Annotated in this window: 20 protein-coding genes; 1 reads left to right on the top strand and 19 read right to left on the bottom strand. The window is 29.9% G+C overall.

What is annotated here, in order from left to right; translation table 11 throughout:
- Positions 1 to 38: 38 nt before the first annotated feature.
- Positions 39 to 1,220, bottom strand: a complete 1,182-nt coding sequence (locus CLCHR_RS16795) for a cation diffusion facilitator family transporter (protein WP_079440981.1) — start codon at positions 1,218 to 1,220, stop codon at positions 39 to 41.
- A gap of 451 nt (positions 1,221 to 1,671) precedes the next feature.
- Between CLCHR_RS16795 and CLCHR_RS16790 the strand changes: the two genes are divergently transcribed.
- Entirely contained in the window at positions 1,672 to 2,040 is a 369-nt protein-coding gene (locus CLCHR_RS16790) for a DUF6568 family protein (RefSeq protein ID WP_079440980.1), read from the top strand.
- A 73-nt stretch (positions 2,041 to 2,113) separates the two neighbouring features.
- Here the strand turns inward: CLCHR_RS16790 and CLCHR_RS16785 are convergent, their stop codons facing one another.
- The 18 genes from CLCHR_RS16785 to CLCHR_RS16705 form a co-directional block, all read right to left on the bottom strand.
- Complete coding sequence (locus tag CLCHR_RS16785) at positions 2,114 to 2,533, bottom strand: SRPBCC family protein (RefSeq protein ID WP_079440979.1); 420 nt, start codon at positions 2,531 to 2,533, stop codon at positions 2,114 to 2,116.
- Between the two features lie 20 nt (positions 2,534 to 2,553).
- Positions 2,554 to 2,676, bottom strand: a complete 123-nt coding sequence (locus CLCHR_RS25485) for a hypothetical protein (RefSeq protein ID WP_278337011.1) — start codon at positions 2,674 to 2,676, stop codon at positions 2,554 to 2,556.
- 141 nt (positions 2,677 to 2,817) lie between these two features.
- The gene (locus CLCHR_RS16780) at positions 2,818 to 5,142 is read right to left on the bottom strand and encodes a transglutaminase-like domain-containing protein (RefSeq protein ID WP_079440978.1); all 2,325 of its coding nucleotides are present in this window, start codon (positions 5,140 to 5,142) and stop codon (positions 2,818 to 2,820) included.
- Positions 5,126 to 6,304, bottom strand: coding sequence for a DUF58 domain-containing protein (locus tag CLCHR_RS16775; RefSeq protein ID WP_079440977.1), 1,179 nt, complete (start codon positions 6,302 to 6,304; stop codon positions 5,126 to 5,128). Before CLCHR_RS16775 ends, CLCHR_RS16780 begins: the two co-directional genes overlap by 17 nt.
- A 17-nt stretch (positions 6,305 to 6,321) precedes the next feature.
- Positions 6,322 to 7,257: an AAA family ATPase gene (locus CLCHR_RS16770; protein ID WP_079440976.1), complete on the bottom strand. Its 936-nt coding sequence runs from the start codon at positions 7,255 to 7,257 to the stop codon at positions 6,322 to 6,324.
- A gap of 244 nt (positions 7,258 to 7,501) precedes the next feature.
- Entirely contained in the window at positions 7,502 to 9,235 is a 1,734-nt protein-coding gene (locus CLCHR_RS16765) for an ABC transporter ATP-binding protein (protein WP_169896832.1), read from the bottom strand.
- A gap of 14 nt (positions 9,236 to 9,249) precedes the next feature.
- Positions 9,250 to 11,013, bottom strand: a complete 1,764-nt coding sequence (locus CLCHR_RS16760; protein ID WP_079440974.1) for an ABC transporter ATP-binding protein — start codon at positions 11,011 to 11,013, stop codon at positions 9,250 to 9,252.
- 453 nt (positions 11,014 to 11,466) lie between these two features.
- Positions 11,467 to 11,778 carry a hypothetical protein gene (locus CLCHR_RS16755; protein WP_139376256.1) on the bottom strand — a complete coding sequence of 104 codons (312 nt, stop codon included), beginning with the start codon at positions 11,776 to 11,778 and terminating at the stop codon, positions 11,467 to 11,469.
- Positions 11,769 to 12,203: a GNAT family N-acetyltransferase gene (locus CLCHR_RS16750; protein ID WP_079440972.1), complete on the bottom strand. Its 435-nt coding sequence runs from the start codon at positions 12,201 to 12,203 to the stop codon at positions 11,769 to 11,771. Before CLCHR_RS16750 ends, CLCHR_RS16755 begins: the two co-directional genes overlap by 10 nt.
- A 214-nt stretch (positions 12,204 to 12,417) precedes the next feature.
- Entirely contained in the window at positions 12,418 to 13,632 is a 1,215-nt protein-coding gene (locus CLCHR_RS16745; protein WP_079440971.1) for a DUF6688 domain-containing protein, read from the bottom strand.
- Positions 13,619 to 13,837: a helix-turn-helix domain-containing protein gene (locus CLCHR_RS16740; protein ID WP_079440970.1), complete on the bottom strand. Its 219-nt coding sequence runs from the start codon at positions 13,835 to 13,837 to the stop codon at positions 13,619 to 13,621. Before CLCHR_RS16740 ends, CLCHR_RS16745 begins: the two co-directional genes overlap by 14 nt.
- 11 nt (positions 13,838 to 13,848) lie before the next feature.
- Positions 13,849 to 14,328 (bottom strand): DUF2975 domain-containing protein, encoded by a 480-nt coding sequence (locus tag CLCHR_RS16735; RefSeq protein WP_079440969.1) that lies wholly within the window; start codon positions 14,326 to 14,328, stop codon positions 13,849 to 13,851.
- Between the two features lie 593 nt (positions 14,329 to 14,921).
- Positions 14,922 to 15,932, bottom strand: a complete 1,011-nt coding sequence (locus CLCHR_RS16730; protein ID WP_079440968.1) for a sensor domain-containing diguanylate cyclase — start codon at positions 15,930 to 15,932, stop codon at positions 14,922 to 14,924.
- Between the two features lie 179 nt (positions 15,933 to 16,111).
- Entirely contained in the window at positions 16,112 to 16,978 is an 867-nt protein-coding gene (locus CLCHR_RS16725) for an alpha/beta hydrolase family protein (RefSeq protein WP_079440967.1), read from the bottom strand.
- A 91-nt stretch (positions 16,979 to 17,069) separates the two neighbouring features.
- A complete protein-coding gene (locus CLCHR_RS16720; RefSeq protein WP_079440966.1) occupies positions 17,070 to 17,321 on the bottom strand; it encodes a hypothetical protein in 252 nt (83 codons plus the stop codon).
- A 263-nt stretch (positions 17,322 to 17,584) separates the two neighbouring features.
- The gene (locus CLCHR_RS16715; protein WP_079440965.1) at positions 17,585 to 18,271 is read right to left on the bottom strand and encodes a hypothetical protein; all 687 of its coding nucleotides are present in this window, start codon (positions 18,269 to 18,271) and stop codon (positions 17,585 to 17,587) included.
- Between the two features lie 67 nt (positions 18,272 to 18,338).
- Positions 18,339 to 18,731 (bottom strand): hypothetical protein, encoded by a 393-nt coding sequence (locus tag CLCHR_RS16710; protein WP_079440964.1) that lies wholly within the window; start codon positions 18,729 to 18,731, stop codon positions 18,339 to 18,341.
- A 460-nt stretch (positions 18,732 to 19,191) separates the two neighbouring features.
- Positions 19,192 to 19,491 (bottom strand): hypothetical protein, encoded by a 300-nt coding sequence (locus tag CLCHR_RS16705; protein WP_079440963.1) that lies wholly within the window; start codon positions 19,489 to 19,491, stop codon positions 19,192 to 19,194.
- Positions 19,492 to 19,955: the final 464 nt, after the last annotated feature.

Genomic DNA, 19,955 nt, shown 5'->3' with positions numbered 1-19,955 from the left:
GATGAATAATAATCAAACTCTGAAAATATCCATTCTATTTAATAAAACTCTCTATCGAAAGTAATGATACTCCTATAAGAAGGATTAATGCTAAATATGATATCTTGTATTTGAGCTTGCAGATCTTTTTCTTCATTATCTTTAAAACTGGTCTTGTCCAATACCACATCAAATAATATCGTTTTTTCTTCACTTCCTCCAACAACTCTAAAATCATGTATAGACACTATACCCTTTATTACTTTAATCTTTTTATAAACTTCTTCTTTTAAGCCCATGATCTCAGGGCTGTCTGTATTAATTGGGTCCATATGAATAGAAAGATATACATTCATTCGTTTACCAATTTCCTTCTCAGCCTGATCTATAACGTCATGCAGTTCCATAATGGATATATTGCTTGGAACCTCAGCATGCAAAGAAGCCATGTATCTACCTGGACCATAATTATGAATTACAAGATCATGCACTCCGCATATATATTTATAACTTATTACGCTGTTTTTCAGTTTTTCTACAAACTCTTTTTCTGGTGCTTTCCCAATTAAAGTACCAAGCATTTCTCTTCCAAGTTCTATACCTGAATGGAAAATAAAAAGAGATACAATGACTCCTATATATCCATCAATAGGAAAAGTTGTAAATCTTGTAATAAGCAAAGAAAAGGTAACCATAGACAGAACTAAGATATCAGTAAAGGATTCTAACGCTGATGCTTTAAGTGCAGATGAATCAATAACATCCCCTATATAATTTGTAAATCTGTTAAGAAAAACTTGTAATGGTATTGCACACAGCATGCAAATAAAACTCACTTTATTAAAAGGTATATTTACAGGATGTAAAACACGTAAAAATGAGCTTCTTAGAAATTCAAATCCTACTACAAGTATGGCACCAGAAAATAAAAGCGCAGTTATATACTCTATTCTTCCATAACCAAAAGGATGTTTATCATCTGCCGGACGATTTGCAAGTTTAAAACTAAATATTGTAACTAACGAAGATAATGCATCAGTCAGATTATGAAAAGCATCTGCTGTAATGGCTATACTGTTTAGAAATAAACCAATGACAATTTCAAGAACAAGAATAGAAGAATTTATTATTATCCCAACATTTCCTCCAAGAGTCCCGTAAGATTGTCTGACTAATTGGGAATTCACATTTTTGTGGTCTTTCACAAATTTTCTTATTAAAAAGTCAAAAATAGATTTCATATATTTCGCCTTCCACCATTCTTTCTTATTTACTCTACATATGTTTATATATGCGTTTAATCAATAGATTAACACTATAAATTGCAAGCAAAAAAATTACTGATGAAAATTCCCCATCAGTAATTTTAATACTAAAGATTTTAATTATTAATTTTATATGTACTATTTTTTACATTTTTAAAGATTATAATACTATTCTAATATCTTTTTCACTTGATTTTATGATACATTTCACTCTTTTGCTATTTGACTTATGTTATATCCTTCACTTAACAGCTTAAATACTTTTTTTGATAATTAAAACATATTCTCTACATAATATGATAACGATCATATTATAGATAGTTATAATATCTTCTATAATTTCACAAAATAACTACTAGAAAAGCTAACTAAATTGATTTAATAATTTAGCCTTGATATAATATAATAAAAAACAAGGAGGATTCAAATGTTTGAAAAAGATAGCTATGAAGAAGATGTAAAGTTATTTAAAAAAGTGATTTCTACACAAGCAGACGAATTATTATCTAATGAAGACTTAGCTGTTGCTTATATTGGTCGTGCAACATGCCCATTCTGCCGTAAATTTGTTAAAAAATTAAGTGGCTTGACTAATAAAATTAACACAACTATTTACTATGTAGATAGTTCTGATTTTTCAGATAATTTTATTAACACATTTAGAGAAAAATATAATATTGTAACTGTGCCAGGATTTATTGTTAGTAAAAATAGAGAAATAGAGGTTCGTTGCGATTCTTCAATTACAGAGGAAGAAATATTAGATCTGTTAAAATATGATTTTCCACCTTCTTAAAAACAAATTAAGAATAGACTATCTATTTACCATAAATAATCTATTCTTATTATACATTAATATTTCTAGTTACTTATTTTTGTTCTGCATATTTTTTAAAACTATCCAATATTGCTTGCCAGCCACTTTGCTGCATTTCAATTGAATTTTCGTTTTCTGCTTCAAAAGTTTCAGTTATCTCTGTGACCTTTTCTCCACCAATAAAATTAATCTTAACTTTTCTTCCATCATCTAAAGTATAAGCAATAACCTTATATAATTCCACTTCATTATAAATTCCACCAAAGTCAAATCCGAAACTTCCATCTTTGGCTTCCATTCTTGAAATAAATATACCTCCAACTCTTAAGTCATTTTCTGCAAGCGGTGTATGCCAGTCCTCTGAGGCACTATTCCATTTTTTTATATATTCTGGTTCCGTCCAATATTTCCATACCTTTTCTACCTGAGCATTCACTGTTGTTTTTATTGTTATTATTTGCTTATCTTCCATATCCTACTCCTCCTCGTATATTATGCCTCTTTCCAACACTTTAGAGTTGATAATAAAGCTGTCATTTCTTTTCTCGCATCTTCTTCGCCTATTGCTCTTCCCTGTAATTGAATCCAATGACTTATCTTCAAATACATCGACATATAGATAGTTAACTCTAAAAATTAACCCTGAACTTCATTATGTTTAAATTATAATGTACAGGCATTAATATAAATAAGATCAATTGTAGAATTAACTATCTATAGAAATTATGGACTACAAAATCCACAGAATCAATAAATTTATTTCCTATTTGCTGCAATAAAATGTTCAACCCATGAAATATCTTCCTCTGTAATGACTTTACTGCTATAACGGATATCTTGAAACCATTCCAACAATTTAACGATATCAATATTCTCAAAAGTTTTGTCATTTTCCAGTCTTTCTTTAAATTCCTTCAAAGTCTCTCCTTCCATTAACACATATCCCTGTTTCTCTAGATTTGACATGATTTTTTTCATACAAATAAACGTTTTTTCTCGATTACTAGATTTCTTATATATCCTTTTTTTATTCCATATAATCATGCCTATCACAAGCAAGATCAAAGTCGCTGAAAATGTAACTCCTAAAAATATATATTTTAACCATAATAATATTGTTCCAAAAATATTTTCTTCTGATGTTTGTTCTTCATTTTCTTGCACTGAGATTTTAAATTTATCCTCTAATTTATTATGCGTCGGATCAACATATATTTCCCCGTTACCACCATTAATTTTCCAATTCTCTATATCTTTATAGCCTGGAGTTGGGTCCATGCGTATCCATCCAAACCCTTCTATATAAATTTCTGTCCAAGCATGGGCTTCCTTTGTTTTTACTTTGTACCAATTTTCATCCATATCGCTATAAGCAAGAGCAACGCCATCAACATATCTTGTTGGTATATCTAAATATCTACACATGATTGCCATGGCGCTTGCAAAATAAATACAATACCCTTTCTTTTGCTCAAATAAGAAATTATCCACTGCATCTTTTCCTTCTGGAAGCTGATTAATTTTAGTTGTATAAGCATAATTGTCTTTTAAATAATTGCATATAGCTTCTGCTTTATCATATTGGTTTGTGCAGTCCTTAGTAATTTCTTGTGCTAACTTACGAACTCTTTCCGGTGTTGTACTTGAAGTTTGCAGATATTCTTCTTTTATTTTTTTACTTCTTTCATAAAGACGCTGCCTAAAATAATCTGAAGTAATATAATTAATTTCATCTTCTTTAAATTTAAATGGATAAATAGCTTCTACAAATAGACTGTCCTCAAAATTACCCTTTTCATCTTGAATCTTCTTATAGTAATCCCCATTTTCATTAAGGCCCCTCAAATATTGTTTTAAACCTGCATTATTCATATTCATGACTACAGCATAAACATCGTATGAATACCCTTTTTCCCTTTTGCTTGGAAAATATATATTATTTCCAATTACATCAAAATCATTCTTTTGATTGCCGAAATCTATGTCATAGGAATTTTCTGGCCTAAAAATTGTTTTAGTCTCAAGTTTATCAAATTTTATTTCGTAGTGTATATTCTCAGCAAAATGCTCATTAGGAGACTGTTTCAAATTTGTATGATATAAATTGTATAATTTCTCATATAAATCCATTTTATATTCTTCAGTATAATTGTCATAATCACCTTCATCTTTTTTCCACTGACTTCCTGTATAAGTGTTGAGTATAACCCCATCTAAATATCCTGTTCCAATACCATTTTTTACTGATAGAAAGAACATATTTCTTTCCTTCCCGTCAATAAGCTTACCAAAGGAGCTAGTCCCTTCATCAGAAAATCCTGCTTTCTTTACATCAAATTCATTTTTAGTCTCATTACCCATTTGATCGATGTTATAGACAAGCTCTTGAACATTATCGCTGATGCTATTTAATGTGTGATTTACCCATACCCACTTAATCGGCTCCTTGTCTGAAGGAAGACACATTGCTAAAAATACTGCTAGTGCAATAAATGGGGTTAAACATGCTTCTGCATACCTTGCGGTTCCTCCAACCTTCACTAAATGAGCTTCAACTATAATATCAAAACAGTAAAATAGCATAATTCCAGTCAAAACTGAACTCCATTGTATATTATTCATGCCACATATAATCATAAATATCAATAATATAACCGCCGTTATAAATTTTGAACTTATATTTTTCTCAACCCTGATTATAATCTGCATTATGATAACAGAAAGTATGCAAATGGTTACCATTGAATATGAAAGATTAAACTCTTTAATCCCTTTAACGTAATCATAATTCCAAAAGAAAGCTTTTCCAAAAAATGAGAAAACATTTATATTAAAATACAATATTAATATAATAATTATTATTACAACAAACATAGCTGGAATTACAACAATTACCTTTTTAACCCTATTATCACTAATAACCCCTGTAATTATTGCCATCAAAAGTGAAGCTATAAACAAATAAAAAGTGGGGATTTCCCAATATAATAATTTAAAGATACCATATAAAATTAACATTGTAATAAAAAATTCCCGTGTAAACTTATATCCTTCTGATACCATTTCACTTTTTATCTTCATTTTTACCTTCCTCCGCTAAAGTGATTAGTCGAACTGTAAAACCATTTTTCTCAAAAAAGCTTATACTATTTTTTTCTTCTTCGCCCAATACACTTATCATTAAAAGAATGCAAACCTCTATCCCCCTATATGAAGACTTCAGTACATCATAGAGTTTAATATTTAATTCATGAGTAACAATAATGGTATGTTTTACTGTTTCCAGCCATTGCATGCCTATTTCACATAATTCACTATTCTTCATTCTCCCAATAAATACAAGCTTTGCACATAACATATAAAATTCATTCCATTCACTTGGGGTTTGTATGGATAATCTGTTACAACTATTTTGTTCAAAGCAGACAAAACAAGGTATTTGCCTTACATAGCAATAATTTGCAACCGCTAATGCTTCCTCAATAATACCATCTTCTAAAGCCAGATTGTTCACTTCATTATTTCCAATAGGGCTCAAATCAAGCACAATCATCACTTCAAGTTTTAAACTAGCATGATGAATTCTAGTCATTAATTCTCCTGTCTTAGCTGATACTTTCCAATGTACTTGTCTCATGGGATCTCCTGGAGCATATTTCCGTACTTGTACATCTATCTGGTCTTCTTCCTTCATAGAATAAATAGTATTCTTTTCATCCTTATCTTCCTCTATTACATCCGAATTTCTCCATTTTACAATTCTCGGTAAAACCGTAACAGGAAGCTGTGATTGCACTTTATAAGTAATATTAAATAAATGAAGATAGTCAGTTATTATAAATGATTTAGCTCCTGCAAAATATTCTCCACGATATCTGCAGCATAGCTTTGTCTTAACTTCTTCCACTTCTCCAGGCATAAGATAATATTCTTTTGTTTCACTGAAACCCATAATATAAGAATTATCATGTAAAAAATAAACTTTTATACCACTATAAAAAAAACTGTCTTCATTTCCTACACTAAAAAAATAATCTACAGGTTCCCCTTTTATTAATGTCCTTTTTCCTGTCTTCTGATAGAACTTAAAACGCATCCTGACAACTACAATATATATTAGTGATGTTATCGGCACAAGGAAAGAAAAGTAGAGTAAAGCGTAAGGAATTGTTCCACCATAATTACTTGCTAAAATTCCACTTGCCAAAATTAGAATAGCTGAAATAATACGATTTTTCTTCATTCCATTATTCCTCCGCACTATAAAATTGGTATTCTAATCATTCCCCTTATATCTGATAAAACTTTCTTCTCAGAAACCCGCTTCATCCTAGTTTCTGATGAAAGAAGAATTCTATGTGCTATAATCGGTTCAAATACTTCTAAAACATCATCTGGAATGACATAATTTCTTTGTCTACAGTAAGCCATTGCTTGAGCACCCTTTATCCAATCCAATGTAGCTCTTGGACTAATTCCTAGTGTAATCTCTTCATTATTTCTGCTCAGCTGTGTAATTTTTAAAATATAATCAACTAAATCTTCATGAATCTCAACCTTCATCACTTCATCCTGCATGCTGCAAATTTCATATTCATCAGTAACAGAATTCACTTCTCTCCATTGTCTATTTAAAAGAAACTTATTTACCATGTTCTTTTCTTCTTCTTTATTTGGATATCCCATAGATAATTTCATAAAAAAACGATCTAGCTGAGCCTCAGGTAAATGGTATGTCCCAATACTATCAATACTATTTTGAGTAGCTATTACCATAAATGGCCTAGGTAAAATATAAGTATTTGCATCAACTGTCACTTGCCTTTCTGCCATTGCCTCCAGCAAACTTGCCTGGGTTTTTGGTGAAGCCCTGTTTATTTCATCTACTAAAACTACATGATTCATTACGCTTCCTTTTACAAACTCAAAACTCCCCTTCTGCATATTATATATAGAAACACCTGTAACATCACTTGGTAGCGTATCGGGAGTGAATTGTATACGATTAAATCCACATCCAATAGTTTTTGCTAGAGTTTTAGCAAAGGTAGTCTTCCCCGTTCCAGGAACGTCCTCTAGTAATATATGACCTTCTGATAAAATAGAAATCATAGCAAACTCAAGTGTCTTTCTTTTACCTACAATAACCTTCTCTATATTTGAAATAATTTTATCTACTATTTTATGCCCCTCCATCATTATCCTCCCTCAATCTCCAAATTATTAATTTTGATATAAAACCAGTTCCTTTTAAACAAAAATTGAAAAAATTATCTTTAGCACTTAGTTCATTATCTAATTATATTATTGTAAATTAGAGTATATTATCATAGCTAATATCATTTCTTTCTTCTTTTGTCATAGTTAAAGTGGTTGGATTATTATGATCTGGCGTTAAATAAATGCCATGAATTTATTTCAAAAATAATTTCAAATGTTATCAATAAGTAATTGATGTATATAATTTTCTGTATAAACTTATTCCTTGCATTAACTCATCATGTTTACCTTGTTCCACATTTTTTCCTTTGCTAATTACATAAATCATATCAGCTTCCTTAATTGTAGATAATCTATGAGCAATAATTAATACCGTTCTATTCTTCATAAGTCTATCCAATGCTTCCTGAACATATTGTTCGCTTTCTGAGTCTAATGATGATGTTGCTTCATCAAGTAAAAGTATTGGTGAATTTTTTAGAAATGCTCTGGCTATCGCTATCCTCTGTCTCTGGCCTCCGGACAGCTTTATTCCTCTTTCACCTACATTTGTTTCATAACCTTTATCAAGTTTTTCTATGAATTCATCTGCATGTGCATTTTTGGCAGCTTCAATTATTGCTTCTCTATCAGCATCATATCTTCCATATCTTATATTATCTTCAATAGTCCCATCAAAAATATAAGAATCTTGTGGAACATAAGCAATTTGTTCTCTTAATTCTGTCATTGAGTAATCAGCAATTGATTTTTCATTAATAACAGCCTGACCTGATGATAAAGTATAATACCCTAAAATAAGCTTCATTATGGTGCTTTTCCCCCCACCACTAGGACCAACCAACGCTGCAACCTGACCTTTTTTCACAGTTAAATTTATGTTTTCTAAAACCTTGTTTTCATTATCATAAGAAAAAGCAGCATTTTTTAATTTAATCATTACATTTTTTTCATTTTCTGAAACCCCCAAGACCCTTTTATGTTCTTCAGGTATTTTCAAAAGCTCGGTAACTCGCTTTGAGCCTGCTATATATCCCTGCAACTGCAATAACATGCTGTTAGTATCACTGAACATTCTATTCACATTTCCCACTAAGAAAATCAATGAAACAATAGACCCAAGATTATTTGCTCCATTGAAAGCAAGAAACGCTGCTAATGCAATAATTCCTGCAAAGTTAATTGATTCAAAAAGAAAATTACGGCTATCCATAATTGCATTTTTCTTTGTTAATTCAATATTACTATTAAGTATTTCGTTATTTATATTATCAGTCTTTTCTAGCATCATTTCCTCAAGTTGATAATTTTTAATTGTAAAAAAACCACTTAAAATATTCGAAAGATTTTCAGTATATTTACCCATACTCTTTTGAATATCTTTATTTATCTTTCTTATAATATCTTTCTGCCTAGTATTAATTACTACAGATATAAAACCAATGCTAATTAAAAGAATACTTACTCTCCAATCTAACATTATCATTACTGCAGCAGAAGTAATTCCAACAAATATTGAAACAATTATATTTCTTAGGGGCCATCCATATGAAGACTGTATAATATTTACATCATTATTAAGTCTAGAGATGGTATCGCCACTATGATTCTGTTCTACATATGATATAGGTAAATGTAGAATATGATTGAAAAGCCCTGTTCTTATTTTGGCAGTTGTCTTATGCATAATACTAAAGAAGAAGAATTCAAAAGTTCCAAACAGCACTATTCCTAATAAACAAATTAATGCAACTATAAAAAAACCTTGCTTAAGATTATTTATATCTGACTTAACTGAAGCATCAATCATTAACTTCATAACCAAAGGTGTAAGAATATAAAAGCTTGTCTCAACTATACAATCACATATCAATACAAAAGAATATATAAGCCTTCTGGGTTTTATGTTATTTAATATTTCAAGATAATCATTAATTTTCATTTTCTCACTCATCATAAACTCTCCTATTATATCGATTCTTGTATATCATAATCATTAAATTGTTTGGCATATAATTTAGAATATAAACCATTATTCTTTACAAGATTCTCATGTTTACCTCTTTCAACAATGCAACCATTATCCATTACAAGAATTTCATCTACATGTTTTATTGATGATAATCTATGAGCTACAATAATAGCAGTCTTTCCTTCCATAACCTTTTCCAAAGATTCCTGAATGACTGCTTCTGACAATGTATCTAATGCTGAAGTAGCTTCATCGAGAAGAATAATAGGTGCATTTTTAAGTACAGCACGTGCAATGGATATTCGCTGCCTTTGACCTCCCGATAGTTTTATGCCACGTTCACCTACCATAGTATCGTACCCTTGTGGTAATTCTAAAATAAATTCATGTGCATTTGCTATTCTAGCTGCTTTTATAACTTCTTCTTTTGCAGCATGTAAATTCCCTACTAATATGTTGTCCAATATTGAACCTGGAAAGAGATATGTATCTTGAGATACATACGATATCTTTGAACGAATATGGTTTAAGCTCCATTCTTTAGAATTGTTTTCGAAAAACTCTATATTCCCACTTTGTATATTATAAAAACTAGCTATAAGCTTTAATACTGTGCTTTTACCACACCCACTTGCGCCAACTAACGCTATTTTACTATCCTTTTTAATATCAAAACTTAATTCCTTTAGTATATTCGTCCCTTCATTATAGGAAAATGAAACATTCTTAAAACTAATAGAATTTTTTGTATCTAAGCTTTCAAAGGGCTTTCCATCTTCTCTTTCAGTTGAAGTATCAAGAACCTCAAAGAATCTCTCAGAAGCGCCTATAGCGTTTATCAAACTACTTATTGTTGAAGGTAAAAAAGCAAAAGTCCATACTATATTACCCATTAAATATGTAAAAGAAAGCAATTGACCTGTAGATATTTCTTTATTAATTGATAAATACGCACCATATATTAAACAAATTGCAAAAGGTGTTGATCTAAGAATGATATTAAATGGCGGTATGAATTTTAATCTATGTACCCCTTTAATATTGTATTTCAACCCATTTTTAATAACCTCTAAATATTTATCTTGAAATAATTTCTCCAGATTAAAGGCTTTAACAATAAATATGCCACCATAAGAATCCTGAACTATGGAATTTGCCTGTCCTAAATTTCTCGATGCTTGCTTAAAATATTTTTCCATAGGCTTAGAAATTACGTTAATCATAAAAAGTGCTGGAGGTATTACTATAAATGTAGCTATAAACAGCTTTAAATTTATTGCAATCAAATATATCGAAGTGAAAATAACAGATATAAGCTGTATAAGTGTCTTAAATAAATCGTCACCTATAAAAGTCTGCACCGAAGAAATATCATTGGTAAACCTAGAAATAATATCGCCTGAATGATTTTTTTCCATAAAAGACAGTGGAAGTTTCTCAAGATGTGCTATAGCAGACTTTCTAACATCAAGCATTACTCTTGTTTTAAAGATACCATAGGAAAGTGTTGAAAAATATGTAATAAACAAACCAACTATAATAATTACAGCCATTTGAAAAGTGTAACTATATAATTTATTCTTATCAAGATTTATGGCAGAATTTATTGACTCATTAATTAAATTAGCTAAGAATAAATTAACTCCTATATTTAAAACAGATAAAATCATATATATCGTAATTAATAATTTGTATTCTTTTATAAACGTATACATTCTAATCATAACTTTTATAAAACTATATTTGTTTCTTTCCAACATCTTATCACTCCATATCCAACTTTAGTCAAAATATTAATTTGCTCTAAAAAACATTTTTAATCTTGTATTTCAAAATATAAAACAGTAACTCCTACAATATTACCGCTTTTATACAGTAAATTCAATATATGTATATAAGAACTATAATTTGTAGTATTTTTCATAGAATTATTAGTATGAAAATACTAAGCATGTATAAAAGTAATTTTATAAATTGTTTTTTGAGTGCATAAGTTTTTTGTAGTAATAAAAACCCACAACCATCTGCAAGCAGCTATTTAAGCCGCATACAAATGATCGTGGGTTTCACGTCTGTGCCGTTCAGTTACTGTCAATTCTGAATTTAATGCCATCCAATATATTAAATTTGATAGATTAATTTTACTATAAATCGGTTATACTTACTTTCAATAGTTACTTATGAAAGTATATTAATAAGTTCTTTAAAATCTTCTATATATTAATATCTATTTTCATTTTATTGATAATATCTTCAATTATTTGCTTAGGACTTATATTCTTATTTGTTGCTCTCTTTAAATATAATTCTTCATTTTCGGCATATCTTTCCCATTCCTCTTTTGTTATTCCTAATATATCATTTTCATTTCTTAAATCACTATATTTAGGTGTTACAAGCGTAAAGAATAAGTCAAAAAATACAATATTTATATCATTCGTCATACAAAATCCCCACTTTTTTGAAATATCATTGGTTCCAAATGAATAAGCAGCTCTACAAATTAAAATTTTTATTATATCCACTGTATAAAAGCAGTTTTATCATTTTTATTATATCCTGCCTGTTCATAGAAATTTAATGTACTTTCTTTTTTCGAGCCTGTTAATAGCATTAATTTATAACACTTTTCTTTAATAGCTATTTCTTTTGCGTAATTCAAACAAGCTGTTGCTAATCCTTTGTTTCTATAATCTTTTTTAGTCACTACATTTTCAATAAATGCGTATGGTCTCTGATTATGTGTAAAATTAGGTATTATAACACATACACACGAAGATACTATTCTTCCCTCTTCTTCTGCAACAATAATATGATGTTCTTTATCTTTCAAAATTCTATTCCATAATTCCATTATTTCAGATGTTTTCTCAGTCATAGGATTATCATGTAATTGCGTATATAGTTCCATTAACCCATTAAAATCTTCGTTTACTATTTCTCTTATCATCCCATCATCCCCACAAATTATTATTTGTCTTTCAGCTAATCCTCACAACATATTTTCAAAATACCCTACTTCTCAATTCTGATTTAATAAGCTTTTATAATTCCAGCTTAATATCAATGCGGTTCCAGCCAAATAACATAATATATCTTATTTTATATGCTTTTTTATTATTCTCACCACTCTTTCATATTTATTGTCAACCAATTTTTATTCCCTATTTTTGAGGCAGATACTGCACCGCAATCCGATTTTCTGGATTCACATCGCAGAAATACAGTACTATCAAAAACAGCCATTCTAATGGCTTCATAATAAAATACACTATATCTGCCATATATTTGGAATGTATCGTCTTCGCAATTGGAAATCCATAAGTATCATAGAAATGCCGGATATTCTTATGAAACATTGGGATCCTCTCTTCCAGAATCTGCTCAAATGCATTTGCCACGCAGAGCTGACGATTCACAATAACCTGATGTCCATGACGCTCACCTAAACGAATCGGTTTAACAATGCGTGCATGACCTCCCGCCGCAACAGTACATAGATAATGTTCATCATAAGTAACATTCTGAGGAGCCACACGATGTGATAAATTCCAATCACTAGTTTCAGTCCATGCTTTTATAATGTTATCTGGCTGCTGTCCAAACAAGGCAAGAACACATATTATAATGCCAAGAATAGGCCACATCAGAACAAATGCAGTAATTGGCCAGTATCCCGAATTTATCATTTTCTGATTTAAAAATGCCAGATACTTGTTATTAAATGATCTTGTTACATTATCTTTTTTCGAATTCCATTCCAAGATTTTATATCTTATAGTTTTTGCAGCTATGATAATACAGTTAAGTGGAAATAGACACAAAAGTATATAACTTGACGAAAATATCTGAATAATCCATAACACACATTCCAGAATACCAAGATACATTCCAGCTATCGCACTGACAATAACAAGTGGCGGCATTTTTTCTATCTGAATACAAGCTAAAACAAGATATCCTATAACTCCAATACATGACAAACAGACTACTGTAGGATACGATACTGTCCAGATAGGCGTATGAACTTCTGCATTTCGCAACACAACTAACCAGTCTGCTTGAAACTGTATCCCTAAAAAGACTAGACCTATTCCACTATAAAAAAATCCGAATATCATAGCCATATACTCAAAAATTCTGATATTCTTGATCCATTCCAGATTTTCTGATTTACAAAATAATGTAACAATATTAATTATGGTGAGCAGGAATGGATAAATCATAAAATTCCCTGCTAGCATTGAGAAAAATATACCTCCAATAATATCACCTGGATATTTCCAGTTATGACTTAAAAAAATAACACCGACAATTATACTTATAATTGTTGATAACAATAAAGAATACAAAACTGGATGCTTCTTAAATCTTTTCATCTTCATCCTCCCTGTATTCCAGTATATCTCCCGGCTGACAATCCAATGCCTTACATATTTCATTTAAAGTAGTAAATTTTACCCCCTTTACTTTTCCAGTCTTTAGCACAGACATGTTTGCATTTGTAATGCCAACCCTTTCAGCTAATTCTTTTAATGACATTTTCCTTTTCGCCATCATTATATCTACATTAACTATTATCATCACACTCCCCCCTATATATAAGATTCATTTTCTTCTTTCAAAAGTGCTGCCTTTTCCACTAAATGTGATAAGACAGCTGATGCCACTGCTACACACACTCCAATAAAACAAATTAATATTGATAACATAAAAACTCCTGGATGATTCATATTAAGCAACAGTAATACAATATTTCCAACGAGAAAAAATCCCAAATCTGTAAGTGTAGCAAGCATGATTCGCTTTAAATATATAGCATTTATTCTGGAAAAAGAATTATCCTTCCTTACCTCATCTGCTATTCTCCACATCCAAAACAAAACCAAATAGCATGGAATAGCCGTACACCAAATAAAAATCAGCCATGGCCAATAACAATATTGGAGTTCCTTTTCCTGCTTAACAATACTATCTGCTATATATGGTATTGCCTCAAAATATATCATTGCACCACACAACACCATTGCCATTACAATAATCTTAATCCATTTTGACAAACTCTTCTGATTCATAAACACCTCTCAAAATCCATATTTTTCATTTTAAGTTTATACCTACCTTTTTAAATTGTCAATAATAAATTATCGTGTTACGATAATTTATTATCCTTAATTGATATATTATTTTTAAGTGGTATTCACAATACAAAGAGCTGAAGGTGAATTGAAAGAAGAGATGCCACTTTGTAAAACGAAAAGCTATGTTTGAAATCCGAAACTTAATTTTTGTAAATGAAACGCAGTTTTTGTAACCCAAATGCAGTTTGATTTTAGTCCATTTCTGGTGTATGATTGAAAAAAATGAGCATGCAAAAAAGAGGTCGACTCCCTCTCGATTTTTTTGTAATCGGAGAATCCACCCCTGAATGTTTGGTCAGATGACATGTTGGCTGCGTTGCTTATTTACTGGTTACTTTTTGAGAAGAGCTGGTTTTAGCATGATGTCTCCAATGGCAACCGTAGCAAATTCGCTTCGCTCATAAAAACCCCCGGGGGTTTTTTGTGAAGGAAGAATGACTGAACTTGATAATGTATTTCCATATAGAAGAAAAACACACTGACAAAATTATCGGTGTGTCTTTTATTATAGCGCTTAAAATTTTTTATCAGCGTACATTCTCATGTCCTTTACGCACTCTTTTTACTTTATACATTGATTTATCTGCTTTTTCAATTAAAACATCTATTTCAATGCCATCTTCTTTAAAAAGGGCATATCCGATACTTGCTCTAAGATTTATTTCTTGACCTTCAAATTCGAAAGATTTTGTTATTTCAAAGTCTAATTGCTTAATCAATGTCTTGATTTCATCGCTATGCTCTATCTTTGCAATAATGATTCCAAATTCGTCTCCACCAAGTCTAGAAACTGTGTCTGTTTCATGCAAAGTGTTGTTAATTCGTAAAGCAACTTCTTTGATTGCTGCGTCTCCTGCTCTGTGGCCGTAGTTGTCGTTAATCTCTTTAAGTCCGTCCATGTCTAGTGAAATGATTCCGAACTCCTCTTCTTTTCGAGAAGCATGTGACAACCTTTTTCTCAAATTATCATAGAATAAAGAACGGTTAGATATCCCAGTTAGACTATCATGTGTTGCTTTATAAAACAACTCACTTTCCCCATTTTTCATTGCATTAAACATCTCTGCTGCAATGAGTCCTGACATAAGTTCTAGTACTTTAATGTCATCATCGTTGAAATGACCAGCTTTCGAAGAAAGAACTTTCAATACACCAACCACTTCATTCATGCATATTAAAGGCATTACAATCATGGAATTAAGACCGATTTGCCTACATGCCTCTTTATTAACTCTGTCATCACTTTCAATATCATTACTAATCAGAGGGATTCTTATATTTATACATTCCCCTGACAGACTATTTTCCATATTTAATCGTAACCCTAAAAACCTCTCAGCCATTCCAGATGCAGCCCTATACACTAGCTCCTCATTCTCAATTAATTCTACGGAAGCACCATCTGCATTAGTAATAAGCTTAGTTCGCTGCGTTACTAAATCCATTATGTTACCAAGATCCATACCCTGCTGAGCCACCTCAGTCTGTACTTTAATGATTTCTAGTAACTTATCATTGCTTATACTATTTTGGTTCAAAACTATCCAACCACCTTTTCTATTGCTATTAAAATCAATTAGCGTTATAGAAAAAATTATACATTAAATATCTAATAACATCAATATTCGATATCCTTTTCACCTCATTTAACCTGACTCCTAAGGACTTCATTTAGCCTATTAAAATTTGTTTATTAGCTTATATATTGCACAATAATTTAAGACAATTTTTCATCAAGATAAGCAAGTATCTCTTTTGGTAATTGTGCATGGAATTCTTCTCTATCAAATCCTTCTGGATCAGTTGAAGGTAAGAACTTCGCGCTTTTCATTGACTCAGGAAATGGACTCAGAAAAGAAAAATGACCAGCATTTTCAATTTGCCTAAAAGTAACCAGTGATTTATCTGGAATGCTTTTTAATACAGTTTCTGCATTCCAAGCAGGTGTAATTGGATCATGTTCTGCTGTTAACATAAGAATAGGGATTGTTACGTTATCCAAACCATTTAAAAACCAGCCTGCTCCAGGTGCAAGTAACACTACTGCCTTAACTCTTTGGTCAGGAGTAGTCTTTATTATTTTACCTTCTCTAGTTCTTGGAATACCACCTGCCAAGGCTAGAGCTGTGTACCCACCCATAGAATGTCCTATTACTGCTATCTTGTCCTTTATAATATGGTTACTAAAAAAACTATCTGAAAGAAGTTTATCAATTGTTAAACTGATATGCTTTGGTCTTAAAATTAGATTTTCTTCGGTGTTTTCAAATTCATTATTATTTCTATTGTTACCATAATGCTCTACCATTGCAACAATATAGCCATTTTTCGCAAGATGGGTGCTAATTGTTCTATAAAAAATATGTGAACCTCCATTACCATGAGAAATGATGACAAGTGGAAATTCACCCTCTAACAATTTAGCATTAATACAAACATCCATTGTATATGAACCAAATGCAGTTGGCATTGATGGTTCATTTGTTGGATATTGCACAAGAACGTTAAAATTAATATCTTTACTTTCATCTCTAATTTGAATTTCTTTACTTCCCACATAGGTATTGTATTGTTTGCTATTCATAGTATATCTCCTTAAATCTTCAGTAAATATTATGAAGAAACTTATTGAAATAATTATATCATCTTTAAATCTTAATATAAATCACTACGCATTATGATTTAGTATCAATACTTTTTAATATTCCTAAGCCACCTAACATTGAAAGAATTGACCCTAGAAATCTATATTTTGTAATAGACTGTTCTAAATAAATCATGTAAGTATTTGTATCTATGCTACCGCCATTAGATTGTATAATATTTGCTACTTCATAATCACCTAAATTTATGCTATACGTAAGTATTACAAGTCCAATAACAAAGATGGCACCAAATATTTTCAAGAATAAATTAACCTTTCTCATAAATTCTCCTCCCATTTTTTATATACCTTATTTTAATATTATATAGAAAAAAATATCACAAATTCCTGTATGAAAATGTGATATCTATGTCTGCTTAATTTATTACTTTATCCTTCTTTAAAAAGATAACACCTTGTCTCACTTATATAACAACTTCTTTTACCAATAGACGTCTGTATGTCAATTGGTTTTATATACTATTATTTAATAAACTACTATTCACTTAAAAATAGTAGTCAAAACTTTTTAAAAATGAATTTTTCTTAATTTTCTACTAAATATTTCCCTATGAAATATGACATAATTCCAATAATAACAACTAAGAATATGTTTAAACTATAGAACACATATCCCTTTGCAAACTTTGAAATAGTATGCATTATACAAATAAATATGATTAGTATATACATTTTAAATTTATTCTTCTTTTCATTACTTATGACAGGTTTAGTAAAACAACTTTTCTTAATCCAATTCATCAAAGAAAAATAAAAAGTAACCGCAATCAAAAATGTTGTAATAAATCCAAAGTCGAAATCTATATATGAATAAAATGAAAAATTATTAAATTTAAAATTTTTAGACATAAGTATAGTTAAATTTTTTGTAAAACTACCTAATACTGATGTTACTACTACCAGTATTCCAACATACATTAAATATTCTCCACTGCGTGATAGTATGTTATACCTTGATTTATATGTAGCTACTATTTCTTCACAATAACCTCTTATATCATCTGTTCCTAACATACCTTCAATGCTTATCCCTTGCTGCTGTGCATTTAAGAAGCTATCTATCATCTGTTGAAGAAATTCTTCTCCGTCTCTTGTTTTTAAATTTGATGTTCTTATGAATGCTATAATATCATCAAATATTTCTCTATTTTCTAAAGATAATTTTTCAACAGATTCATTTAATTGTTTTCCTAATAAACTTAGTTTGATCATTTAAATTACTCCTTAATAGTTGGCTAACTGACTTTTAAATTTTATCCTATGATACACAAAATCGAATCTAATTCGTATCCTTTTTCAAAAATGTAACATCAATGAAAGTGACACAAAAAGAAAGACTCCCTGCATCTGAAAGTGCATCAAGGAAATCTATATTTGGGCTAATAAAAACATAATCCAATATGCAATTTAAAACAAAAAACATAGCAAAGCAAATAACAAATTCTTTTAAAAGCTTTTTAATGTATTCCAATTTTAATTTCCTTGCGTTAACTATAGTAATTATAGGAACATACAATATAAAAAATACACATAACAATGCATACCCTAATACAAATTTAATAGCTATATTATTATTAATATCATTATAAATAATAATCCCTGAAATTATCGCGCCTATGATAATCAAGAAATAAAGGCTCTTTGTAAAAATTAATGTCTTATTTCTATTCATTATGCACCTCTGATGTTGTTTATCGAAATATCTTTTTAAAATTTGAATATGGCGAAACCTACTGAAGCTTCATAAAATATTACATAGCAGGTATTAAGACAAGTATTAAGAATAAAGCAAAGGCTATAAGAAGAATGCACATGGCTATTGAAATAATTAAAACTGCTTTATTCTTTTTTATTATGCCTATTGTTAGTCCTAAGCCTGCTATGAAAAATACTAGTATGAAAATTGTTGTTAAACTCAATTGTATTCTCAGTTCTGATTCTTATAAAATTGTTTTGATTATATGAATAATCCGAAGTTTAATTTATAATTATTAAAACTATTCCAACATCGCTTAAACCTACAAACTTTTTTAGAATTGAGTATTAAAAAAATCGCAAATTCAATCTCTTGAATAAATGCGATTTTACAATACGTTATTTATTTTATCGATTTATAATTTAAGAATAATGTATTATTCAATATAAATAGTCCATTTCTTGCATTTATTACACAGGTATATAGCGAAATCTAATGTTTCATCAGCGGCATCTAAATTGAAAGTAAAAATGTTTTCTTCTTCGATGACTCCTATATCCCTACGCCAGACACTAAATTTTTCTGCATTACATTCCAGGCACTCAGAATCACATCTTCCTACATACTCAAAATCATCAATCGTTATTCCGTTATCCTGTAAAAATTGAACTATAACTTCTTCATAACTTACATCTGAATGTCCAATAAAATTCTCTAATTTCAAAAATTCACTCATACAAAACCTCCCATAAAATACTGTACATGTTATAAAAATGATTATAACTAGAACCATATGCAAATTCAAACTACAATAACCTATTTAATATCTATCAGAATATATTAAAACTAATATCGTACAAATTTTACAGATTTTCAAAGTATATATTGACTATCTATCATTTTTAGGATATTATATACTGCCTTTTCTAAATATAAATCTAATAATTCACAATGTTTTACATATTATAAATATCGCATTATTCAATTTTCAAAGAACATTTTCACTAATTACTTCACACTTTCTACATATTGTGTAGATTATATGAATAATGGGAATTTTAATTTATTCTGAATTGATTCTAGTTCAGTACTTATATATACGTCCCTAATTAGTATGACGTATAAAAAATCATGCTTCTAATCTCTTGACTAATACTATTTTAATATTTCCTAATTATTTATTGATTCATAACTTAGGAG

It is taken from the genome of Clostridium chromiireducens (genome assembly GCF_002029255.1).
GTDB lineage: Bacteria > Bacillota > Clostridia > Clostridiales > Clostridiaceae > Clostridium > Clostridium chromiireducens.
Note: the sequence above shows the minus strand (reverse complement) of the source record. Positions and strands in the feature narration are given on the sequence as shown.

Bases quoted from the DNA above. Each gene is read 5' to 3' on its own strand.
- CLCHR_RS16765 (WP_169896832.1), bottom strand. From the start codon at position 9,235: ATGAGTGAGAAAATGAAAATTAATGATTATCTTGAAATATTAAATAAC.
- CLCHR_RS16785 (WP_079440979.1), bottom strand. From the start codon at position 2,533: ATGGAAGATAAGCAAATAATAACAATAAAAACAACAGTGAATGCTCAG.
- CLCHR_RS16780 (WP_079440978.1), bottom strand. From the start codon at position 5,142: ATGAAGATAAAAAGTGAAATGGTATCAGAAGGATATAAGTTTACACGG.
- CLCHR_RS16740 (WP_079440970.1), bottom strand. From the start codon at position 13,837: ATGATAATAGTTAATGTAGATATAATGATGGCGAAAAGGAAAATGTCA.
- CLCHR_RS16735 (WP_079440969.1), bottom strand. From the start codon at position 14,328: ATGAATCAGAAGAGTTTGTCAAAATGGATTAAGATTATTGTAATGGCA.
- CLCHR_RS16710 (WP_079440964.1), bottom strand. From the start codon at position 18,731: ATGAATAGAAATAAGACATTAATTTTTACAAAGAGCCTTTATTTCTTG.
- CLCHR_RS16720 (WP_079440966.1), bottom strand. From the start codon at position 17,321: ATGAGAAAGGTTAATTTATTCTTGAAAATATTTGGTGCCATCTTTGTT.
- CLCHR_RS25485 (WP_278337011.1), bottom strand. From the start codon at position 2,676: ATGTCGATGTATTTGAAGATAAGTCATTGGATTCAATTACAGGGAAGA.
- CLCHR_RS16770 (WP_079440976.1), bottom strand. From the start codon at position 7,257: ATGGAGGGGCATAAAATAGTAGATAAAATTATTTCAAATATAGAGAAG.
- CLCHR_RS16750 (WP_079440972.1), bottom strand. From the start codon at position 12,203: ATGATAAGAGAAATAGTAAACGAAGATTTTAATGGGTTAATGGAACTA.
- CLCHR_RS16725 (WP_079440967.1), bottom strand. From the start codon at position 16,978: ATGAATAGCAAACAATACAATACCTATGTGGGAAGTAAAGAAATTCAA.
- CLCHR_RS16705 (WP_079440963.1), bottom strand. From the start codon at position 19,491: ATGAGTGAATTTTTGAAATTAGAGAATTTTATTGGACATTCAGATGTA.
- CLCHR_RS16760 (WP_079440974.1), bottom strand. From the start codon at position 11,013: ATGTTGGAAAGAAACAAATATAGTTTTATAAAAGTTATGATTAGAATG.
- CLCHR_RS16715 (WP_079440965.1), bottom strand. From the start codon at position 18,271: ATGATCAAACTAAGTTTATTAGGAAAACAATTAAATGAATCTGTTGAA.
- CLCHR_RS16795 (WP_079440981.1), bottom strand. From the start codon at position 1,220: ATGAAATCTATTTTTGACTTTTTAATAAGAAAATTTGTGAAAGACCAC.
- CLCHR_RS16775 (WP_079440977.1), bottom strand. From the start codon at position 6,304: ATGAAGAAAAATCGTATTATTTCAGCTATTCTAATTTTGGCAAGTGGA.
- CLCHR_RS16790 (WP_079440980.1), top strand. From the start codon at position 1,672: ATGTTTGAAAAAGATAGCTATGAAGAAGATGTAAAGTTATTTAAAAAA.
- CLCHR_RS16745 (WP_079440971.1), bottom strand. From the start codon at position 13,632: ATGAAAAGATTTAAGAAGCATCCAGTTTTGTATTCTTTATTGTTATCA.